This is a genomic window from Rhodococcus rhodnii NBRC 100604, assembly GCF_001894925.1.
GTDB lineage: Bacteria > Actinomycetota > Actinomycetes > Mycobacteriales > Mycobacteriaceae > Rhodococcus_F > Rhodococcus_F rhodnii.
Genome location: NZ_BCXD01000033.1, coordinates 32355 through 40568, shown reverse-complemented (window position 1 = coordinate 40568; position 8214 = coordinate 32355). Strand labels below are relative to the sequence as shown.

At 66.8% G+C, this 8214-nt stretch carries 11 protein-coding genes; 7 read left to right on the top strand and 4 right to left on the bottom strand.

Annotated elements, in window-relative coordinates; all coding sequences use genetic code 11:
• The first annotated feature begins 36 nt into the window (after window positions 1–36).
• The 3 genes from RR1_RS22090 to RR1_RS19160 are packed head-to-tail and all read left to right on the top strand — an operon-like array spanning window position 37 to window position 1455.
• Window positions 37–795: a DUF8017 domain-containing protein gene (locus RR1_RS22090; protein WP_010836409.1), complete on the top strand. Its 759-nt coding sequence runs from the start codon at window positions 37–39 to the stop codon at window positions 793–795.
• 16 nt (window positions 796–811) lie between these two features.
• Window positions 812–1102, top strand: coding sequence for a hypothetical protein (locus RR1_RS19165; RefSeq protein ID WP_010836410.1), 291 nt, complete (start codon window positions 812–814; stop codon window positions 1100–1102).
• Window positions 1099–1455 carry a DUF8017 domain-containing protein gene (locus RR1_RS19160; RefSeq protein WP_051110995.1) on the top strand — a complete coding sequence of 119 codons (357 nt, stop codon included), beginning with the start codon at window positions 1099–1101 and terminating at the stop codon, window positions 1453–1455. The genes RR1_RS19165 and RR1_RS19160 overlap by 4 nt, the downstream gene beginning before the upstream one ends.
• A gap of 11 nt (window positions 1456–1466) precedes the next feature.
• Here RR1_RS19160 and lysS read toward each other — a convergent pair whose 3' ends face one another.
• From lysS to RR1_RS19145, 3 genes are all read right to left on the bottom strand, one after another.
• Window positions 1467–2978, bottom strand: coding sequence for a lysine--tRNA ligase (lysS, locus tag RR1_RS19155; protein WP_010836412.1), 1512 nt, complete (start codon window positions 2976–2978; stop codon window positions 1467–1469).
• Between the two features lie 62 nt (window positions 2979–3040).
• Complete coding sequence (locus RR1_RS19150; protein WP_040772089.1) at window positions 3041–3463, bottom strand: rhodanese-like domain-containing protein; 423 nt, start codon at window positions 3461–3463, stop codon at window positions 3041–3043.
• A 6-nt stretch (window positions 3464–3469) separates the two neighbouring features.
• Window positions 3470–4018, bottom strand: coding sequence for a cysteine dioxygenase (locus tag RR1_RS19145; protein ID WP_010836414.1), 549 nt, complete (start codon window positions 4016–4018; stop codon window positions 3470–3472).
• Window positions 4019–4271: 253 nt separating this feature from the next.
• Here RR1_RS19145 and RR1_RS19140 point away from each other — a divergent pair, with 253 nt between their 5' ends.
• Genes RR1_RS19140 through RR1_RS19125 form a run of 4 tightly spaced genes read left to right on the top strand, consistent with a single transcriptional unit; the run spans window position 4272 to window position 7398 of the window.
• Window positions 4272–4799, top strand: coding sequence for a DUF3558 family protein (locus tag RR1_RS19140; RefSeq protein ID WP_010836416.1), 528 nt, complete (start codon window positions 4272–4274; stop codon window positions 4797–4799).
• 55 nt (window positions 4800–4854) lie between these two features.
• Window positions 4855–5235 (top strand): hypothetical protein, encoded by a 381-nt coding sequence (locus RR1_RS19135; RefSeq protein WP_010836417.1) that lies wholly within the window; start codon window positions 4855–4857, stop codon window positions 5233–5235.
• Window positions 5236–5239: 4 nt separating this feature from the next.
• Complete coding sequence (locus RR1_RS19130; protein WP_010836418.1) at window positions 5240–6619, top strand: hypothetical protein; 1380 nt, start codon at window positions 5240–5242, stop codon at window positions 6617–6619.
• Window positions 6616–7398 carry an ESX secretion-associated protein EspG gene (locus RR1_RS19125; RefSeq protein WP_010836419.1) on the top strand — a complete coding sequence of 261 codons (783 nt, stop codon included), beginning with the start codon at window positions 6616–6618 and terminating at the stop codon, window positions 7396–7398. Before RR1_RS19130 ends, RR1_RS19125 begins: the two co-directional genes overlap by 4 nt.
• On the opposite strand, the gene RR1_RS19120 is transcribed toward RR1_RS19125, so the two are convergent.
• Window positions 7395–8210: a type III pantothenate kinase gene (locus RR1_RS19120; protein WP_010836420.1), complete on the bottom strand. Its 816-nt coding sequence runs from the start codon at window positions 8208–8210 to the stop codon at window positions 7395–7397. The genes RR1_RS19125 and RR1_RS19120 overlap by 4 nt on opposite strands.
• Window positions 8211–8214: the final 4 nt, after the last annotated feature.

Below are 8214 nucleotides of genomic sequence, written 5' to 3'. Positions count from 1 at the left end.
GGTATCGTTTCGACTGGTTGCTCTTCTGGGGGATGAATGACGCTGCGCAAGAGCCTTGCCCGATTGGGGATCACCGTCGCTGCCGGATACGGAGTGATCTTCGCGATTCCGCACCTGGCAAGCCTGGGCCCGAGAGCTCCGGACGATTCCGACATGGCACGACTACGGGAGGCACTCGCTCCACCCAGCCACACCCAGACCACGCCACCGCCACCGCTGCCTGACGGATTCCCGTCGGTGTCGGTCCCGCCGCCCGAAGTCCCCGTCGAGCCGGGTCTACCACAACCGATTGCGACGAAATTCGGCCTCACATACGACGTTCCGCCGGACTGGGAACGGCGCCACGGCGCGATCGCGGGCTGGGACGACATCGCCTACAGCAGTATCGCCCGCATCGGCGCGGGACACTGCCATGACGAATCGGCATCGAGACTGGGATTGACCGGGGCAACGGGCAGAAACGGAATAGACCTCGACTCTGCGGCAAGGGATGAGATTCGCCGTGCGGAGCAGTTTTTCGCGGCAGAGGACGGCCGCGTCTCGACGATCGAGTACTCCGACCGCATCGAGATGGTTGTCGATGGTCAGCCCGCTGTTCGATACACCGCCCAGGTGACGAACATTCCCAGACAATCCACTTGCGACCCGCCATCTGCTCAGTTCGACGTCGTAGCGACCAAGGGCTTCTCGACGGCCGAGGTGATGGTGCTCATCGTGCAACTCGACCAGGGAATCCCCGGTTCGCGCGGCCCGAGTGTTGCAGACCGGATCATTTCTTCACTTCGTGTCAGTTGAGACTTCGAGGAGACTCGTGACGTTGCGCAAGAGCCTGATCCGACTCGGGGTCACGATCGCGGCCGGATACGGGGTCGTCTTCGCGATTCCGCACCTGGCAAGCCTGGGCCCGACCGCTCCGGACGATTCCGACATGGCACAACTCCGTGAGGCACTCGCTCCACCCAGCCGCGCCGACGCCACCCCGCCACCACCGCTTCCGGACGGGTTTCCGTCGATGATGTTCCCGCCGCCCGAAGTCCCCGTCGAACCGGGTGAGCCGCAACCGATCACTGTCGTGACGGGTCGGCTGGACCGTTGGGCATGACGGGTGCCGCGGGACGCAACGGGATCGACCTGGACACCGCCGCCAGACAGGAAGTCGAGGAAGCTGAGCGGATCTTCTCCGATCGCACAGGAAAGCTCCCGACAGTCGAATACTCGGATGCGCACGAGTTCGACATCGACGGGCGCCCTGCCGTGCACTACACGGCTCACGTCACCGACATCTCACCCGACACCGAGTACGATCCCGGCTCCGCACGGTTCGACGTAGTTGCCACTCCCGGCTTCGCCACCGCCGAAGTGATGGTTCTGATCATCGAACTGCACCAGAATGTGCCCGGCGCGCAGGGTGCCGAGGTCGTGGAGGGTGTGATCGCCTCGATCCGCCCGAGTTGAGCGGCCCGGTGTCAGTGCCCCTGCGGCTTGACCAACGGGAAGAGCACGGTCTCACGAATGCCGAGACCCGTGAGCGCCATGAGCAGGCGGTCGATTCCCATACCCGTGCCGGTGGTCGGGGGCATGCCCTGCTCCATCGCCGCGAGGAAGTCCTCGTCCAGCAGCATTGCTTCGTCGTCACCACGCGCAGCGAGCCGTGCCTGATCGGCGAAGCGTTCGCGCTGAACGACCGGGTCGATCAACTCCGAATAGCCGGTCGCGAGCTCGAATCCGCGAACGTACAGATCCCACTTCTCCGTGACGCCGGCCTTGCTGCGGTGATCACGGGTGAGGGGCGAGGTCTCGACGGGGAAATCGCGCACGAACGTGGGCTCGTACAGCTGATCGCCGCACTGGTGTTCCCACAATTCCTCGACGAGCTTGCCGTGGCCGTAGCCCTTCCCTTCGGGAATCTCGAGCCCGACGCGCTCCGCGAGCGCCGTCAATTCCTCGACGGTTGTGTCCGGCGTCACTTCGGTGCCGATCGCCGCGGACAGCGACGGATACATCTCGAGCGTCTTCCACTCGCCACCGAAGTCGTATTCGGTGCCGTCGGCGAGCGTGACTGCGGTCGTTCCGAACGCACCGATCGCGACCTCCTGCACGAGTTCGCGAATCATGCGGGCCGAGTCGTCGTACGTGCCGTACGCCTCGTACGTTTCGAGCATCGCGAATTCGGGCGAATGCGTCGAGTCGACGCCCTCGTTGCGGAAGTTGCGGTTGATCTCGAAGACCTTGTCGATCCCGCCGACGATCGCGCGCTTGAGGAACAACTCCGGCGCGATCCGCAGGAACAGGTCGATGTCGAGCGCATTCGAATGCGTCACGAACGGACGTGCCGCAGCGCCACCGTGCAACGTCTGCAGCATCGGCGTCTCGACCTCGACGAAACCACGGTTCTCGAGCGCGTTGCGCAACTCGCGGACGACGAGCGGGCGCTTGCGGGCCATGTCCCGTGCCTCGGGGCGCATCACGAGGTCGATGTAGCGCTGGCGGACGCGCGCCTCTTCGCTCATCTCCTTGTGCGCGACGGGCAGCGGACGCAGCGACTTCGAGGCCATCTGCCAGGAATCCGCCATCACACTGAGCTCACCGCGTCGCGAGCTGATGACCTCGCCGCCGACGAACACGAAATCGCCGAGGTCGACGTCCGACTTCCAGGCAGCCAGTTCGTCCTCGCCGACGTTCGCGAGGCTGATCATCGCCTGGAGCTGCGTGCCGTCGCCCTCCTGCAGCGTCGCGAAACAGAGCTTGCCCGTGTTGCGGAGGAAGATGACGCGGCCGACGATGCCGACGCGCTCGCCCGTCGCGGTGTCGGGCTCCAGGTCGGGATGCGCGGCGCGGACCTCGGCGAGCGAATGCGTGCGCGGGACGGACACCGGGTAGGCCTGCTTGCCCTCGTCGAGCAGGCGAGCCCGCTTCTCGTGGCGAATCCGAATCTGTTCGGGCGTGTCGTCCTCGTGTGTCCGCTGTGCATCACTCACGGATCACCAGGGTAATCGACTGCAGCGCCACGACCGAACCACCTGCCCGGCCGCTGCCGGCCTCAGTGCGACGCGACCGTCGCGAGTTCACGTGTGCAGTGCCGAGCCCCGACGACGACTCCGAGCAGCCCTGCGGCGCGCAACGCCTGATATCCACCGACGAGGTCGGTCGCGCGGTGCAGCCCGAGCTGCTGCAGGGAGGCCGCGGCGAGGCTCGACGTGTAGCCCTCGGAGCACACGACGATCCATTCGACGTCGTGATCGACGGCGACCGCGAGCCGCGCCTCGCCGAGCGGATCGCAGCGCCATTCGAGGACGTTGCGCTCGATCGCGAGGGCGCCAGGGAGCGTCCCCTCGCGGTCGCGCTGCGCCTGCGGACGGATGTCCACGACGATCGCGCCGCGCGCGACGGCGGCCGGGAGGTCCTGCGCCGGCATTCGGGTGTAGGTGGAGCGAGCCTGCTCGAGCATGCGGTCGATGGTGATCACGGTTCAGGCCCCCTGCGCCGGAGCGGTCGCGTGCTCGGGAACGCTCGTGAGTTCGGATCTGGTGCGCCGCAACGTTCCTCGCGGAGTCACCTCGTAGTACGACATCGCCGTCAACGGCGGCGAGTAGGCATGGACGCTCAGCGTGGGCGCCACAGGATCGTCGGTGGGAGGTTGCGGTGCGAGCGTCACGTCGTGAACCCAGCCGAAGGGAAACCCGGCGCCGGCGCCGGCGGGGATGACGCGGTGCTCGAGCCGGTCACCCGACCACCGGAACTCGGACAGCGACCCGGTGACGACGGTCAGCGCGCCCAAAGAGCCTGCGTGGTCGTGCAATTCGGTGGACTTGTCGGGAACCCAGCTGATCAGCCAGACATCGACGTCGTCACTCTCGTGGATGCGGATGGCCCAGCGCTCGTCGGTGGGCAACGACTCCGGGATCACGTGGTCGTAGCGGCCGTCGATGACGTCGAGCGCGTACCGATCGGTCAGTTGACGCAGGTCGGACGGCCGAAAACGGGTAGGGGAAACGACAGAAGAAGTGCCGGAAGGCATGAGAGACGACTCCAGGAGTGGGGTGGATTCAGGGCAGCGTTCAGCCCCGACAACACTCCTGAGCACTCATGGTCGCGATCACGTCAGCGATTGTGGCACAGCATCGGGCCGCAGGGAAGGCTTCGACGCAGGTACGTGACACCGACCACACCCTCGGCATAGATGCGCGCGGCCGCGATCGTCGGCCTCACCAAGTGAGGAATCGAGCAGGTGCAATACTTTGTGCGCTTACAGGACCGCCGAGGGGGCAACGATGACGTCGAGAACGAGCGTGCTGTCTGCCGCTGTGCTCGCAGCGCTCGCATTGAGCGTTGCAGGCTGTGGCACCGGCGAAACGTCAGGCGCACCCACGACGTCAGCGGTTCCGGATGCATGGGATCCCTGCACCCTCTCCGACGAAGCGCTCGTCCGAGCCACTCTCGACCCAGCAACCGAAGGCCCCGGTTTGAACTCGCGCAAGGCTGGCGAGAGCAGTTGCGGGTGGGAGAACGATGACATCGGACTGATCATCACCGCGTCGTCAACAGGGAGTACCGAACGATTCCACAACAGCCCGGACAACGTCGACTTCCGGGATCTCGAGGTCGCAGGTCGGCACGTGGTGGTCTTTCGGCAGGCCAGCGACGAGCCCGGCACCTTCTGCCACATGGCCGTACCTTTCGACAGTGGTGGACTCGCGTTGATGCAGGTCGGGAGATCCGCGCTCACCAAAGACACGACGCCGATGTGTGACTGGGCGCTGAAGGTCGGCGATGCCCTTGTTGCCGAGATGCCCGCCTGACGACTACCGTTTGGACGCGGTCAGCATTACCGCGACCTTTCCTTGGGGGGGAACGATGACGGACGCCGTCACCGGGTTGGACACTCTGCTGGTGTACGTCGCGCAGGCGAAGGCAGGTGAGCTTGTTCTCGACCCGACAGTCGCAAGCGACTGCGCGCGAGCGGCAACCGAGGCGATCGAAAAACTGCAGAACGTCAAGCGGCAAATGAACCAGCGGTGGACGTTCGAAGGATGGCTGGGCAATTTCGGCTGCGCCCATGAACTCGACGCAATCCTCTCCGAAACCACTCAGCAGTTCATCGATCGACTCGACGAGCACATCGCGTGCCTGAGGGCGATTCACGACATGGTGGGTGCCCAGGTCGCCGAGACACTGACGACCGACGACGAGACATCGCAGGCATTGGCGCGCGTCACCGGCACGATCGGCGCGTGATCCGGTGACATCTCCTGCTCAACCTCATATCCCCGGCATCGACGAGGTGGTCGCGAACCTGCAGCACCTGCCGATGATCTCCGGTCGGGCAGAACAGTTCATCGGGCCCGCCGGTAGCCCTGCGCCCGGGCTGGCATCTCTTCCGCAGTACGCCGATCTCGAGATCCAGTCACGAAGCGTCGCCTGCACCAACTTCGACGCATTCGAGCACGTCCAGTTGGTCGCGAATGTCGAACCGATCCAGGCGGAAGCACTCGAAGCATTCCGGCAGGAATGGGCGAGCGCCGCGAACACCGTCGCGGACGCATTCGAAACCTTCGCTGTCACGATCGGTAACGCGATATCGGAGAAGTGGCAGGGCGCGTCCGGCGAGGGTGCATCGACAGCCATCGTCGGGTACGCCCACGACTCCGCACGACTGGCAGACGCATCGAATCTTCTTGCGCGCCAGATCGGAATGCTCTCCGACTCGCTGAGCCAGACCAAGTCGAATCTGCCTCCCGAGCCCGCTGCGACCTTCCCGGGGAAGGTCGCAGGCTTCTTCGGCGCAGACGGCTGGGACGACGAACGGCGTGAAGCCGCGAAGCAGCAGGCAGTCCAGGTCCTCAACTCCGTCTACTACGGCAACGGAATCTCCCCCACTGCAAGCGGTCTCCCCAGTTTCCCCGCTGTGCAGTCACCGATCGACGGAGGTGCCGCGACCCCGGGCGGGTACGGCCCCGGCAGTGGCGGATCCTCGGGATCGCCCTGGTCGGCTCCCGGCGGCGCGGGACCCACGGGAGGTGCGCCGACGCAGTCGGGAGTGCCACTCGATGGCGAGGCCGTCGGCCCCGCCGGGTCCGACGGGGCCCCCACCACAGATCCCGCTGCCGCAGCCGACGCAGCGCTCGGAGGCGAGGACTCGTGGACGCCTCCGGACGCACCCGAGGCAGGGTCGCAGACGGTGGCTGCCAGTGCGCAGCCGGGCGGAATCTCGGGGCTCGGGGGCACTCCAGGAGGCGCGGGTGGACTCGGGTCCGGCGGCGTCGGATCGGGCGGTGGCGGCTCGGCCGGAGGTGTCGGCGGCATCGGCGGCGGGTCGGTTCCGCCATCGGCTGCAGGCAGCGTCGTCGCAGGCCCTGGCGGCGCCGCCGGTGGACGCCCGACGGCCGCTGCGATGCCCGGCCGGCCCGGTGCAGCCGGGGCGGGGATGGGCATGGCTCCGATGGGAGGAGCGCGCGGCGGCAACGGAGACAAGGACGACGAGCACAAGACGCCCGACTACCTCAAGGGCGACGAATTGCAGGACTGGATCCACGACGGCGCCGTTCGAGCCGTCACGCCCGTCCTCGGCGGCGAGACGCCGTGGCGGACGACGGACGACGAAAGTCGTTCGCAGCGATGACATCCTGGGCCTTCGATCCACTCACCTATCAAGTGGCGTGGCGTGCGTTCGGCGTCGATCGGCCGCACTACCCGTTCCAGTACCGGTCGACGTCCGAGACCACGGACGAGTACGAACGCGAATGCCTGCAGGCGGCGACCGGTTTTCGCTCACGGCTGGACGACGATCTGTACTGGGCGTTCGCGACGATGCTCGACCCCGAAGCGCGCGTGTACATCTGCGGTTTCTCGGGAGCGGGTGACGCGGAGAAGATCCGCTCCTACATCGCGGTCCGGGGGCCTCGCGCCGTCGTGATGCGCCAGGATCCCGGGCCGGACCACCACTCCGGGGGCGCAGTTCACCTGGCCGGCATCTCCTTCGCGGACTGCGGTGCGAGTGCGGTGCGAGCACTGCCTCCGGCGGCGCCGGGACGGCGACCACGCATCGACGCCGAACTGCGGGACCTCGACCGTCGCGACGAGTTCGACGCCGATGCCTCCTGGCTACGCGCTCCCGACGCCCGCGCCACTCCTGCACAGCGATTCGAGAGGATCCTCGGTCTGCCGCGCACGAGCGCGGGCCGAATCGAGGTCTACTCGGGCGCCACGATCTCCGAGCGCGCGACCGGCCCCGCACGGGAAGTCCGCTGGGTCGATCTCGCGGACGACGGCCGCTACCTCGTGATCTCGAATTCACGAACCGTATCGCTGCTGCCGGGACCCGACGAGTCGCTCGGCAATCACATCCACAAACTGGTCGGAGCGGCGATCGACGACACGCGATCCGAACCGGTGCACTAGGTTCGGCGCGCTCGCCGAGCCTGATTTCGCTCGTACACGAGCCGCAACCCCTCGAGGGTGAGGTTCGGCTCGTAGTGCTCGATCGTGCGCGACTCGGGAACGATCAGCCCGCCCGTCACACCTGTCGCGACGACAGTCGCCCGTCGCGCACCCGCGTCGTCGCCGAAGCCGACGACCTCGTCGCGGACCCGTCCGACCAGGCCGTCGACGAGACCGGCGAAGCCGAAGACGGCACCCGCCTGCATCGCCTCGATCGTGTTCTTGCCCAGCACCGATCGGGGCCGCACGAGTTCGAATCGCCGGAGCGCCGCGCTCTGCGACGCCAGCGCATCGGACGCGATCTCCACGCCGGGAGCCAGTGCACCCCCGAGGAATTCACCCTTCTCGGAGACGACGTCGACGACCGTCGACGTCCCGAAGTCGACGACGATCGCGGCACAGTCGAATCGATGGAACGCCGCGAGCGCGTTGACGATGCGATCAGCGCCGACCTCTTTCGGATTGTCGACGAGCAGCGGAACCCCCGTGCGCACTCCCGGCTCCACGACGACGTGCGGGACGTGCGACCAGTACCGCGAGAGCATGACCCGCAACTCCCGCAGCACCGACGGGACCGTCGACAGGGCCGAGACGCCCGTGATCGAGTCGGCGGCGTCGCCGAGCAGACCCCGGAAGGACAGCGCCAACTCGTCGGCGGTCACTCCCGGTTCGGTACGAATCCGCCAGTCCGCCACGAGCTTCGCGTGATCGCCCGACCCGGAGAACAGCCCGATGACGGAGTTCGTGTTCCGGATGTCGACGGCGAGGAGCACGACG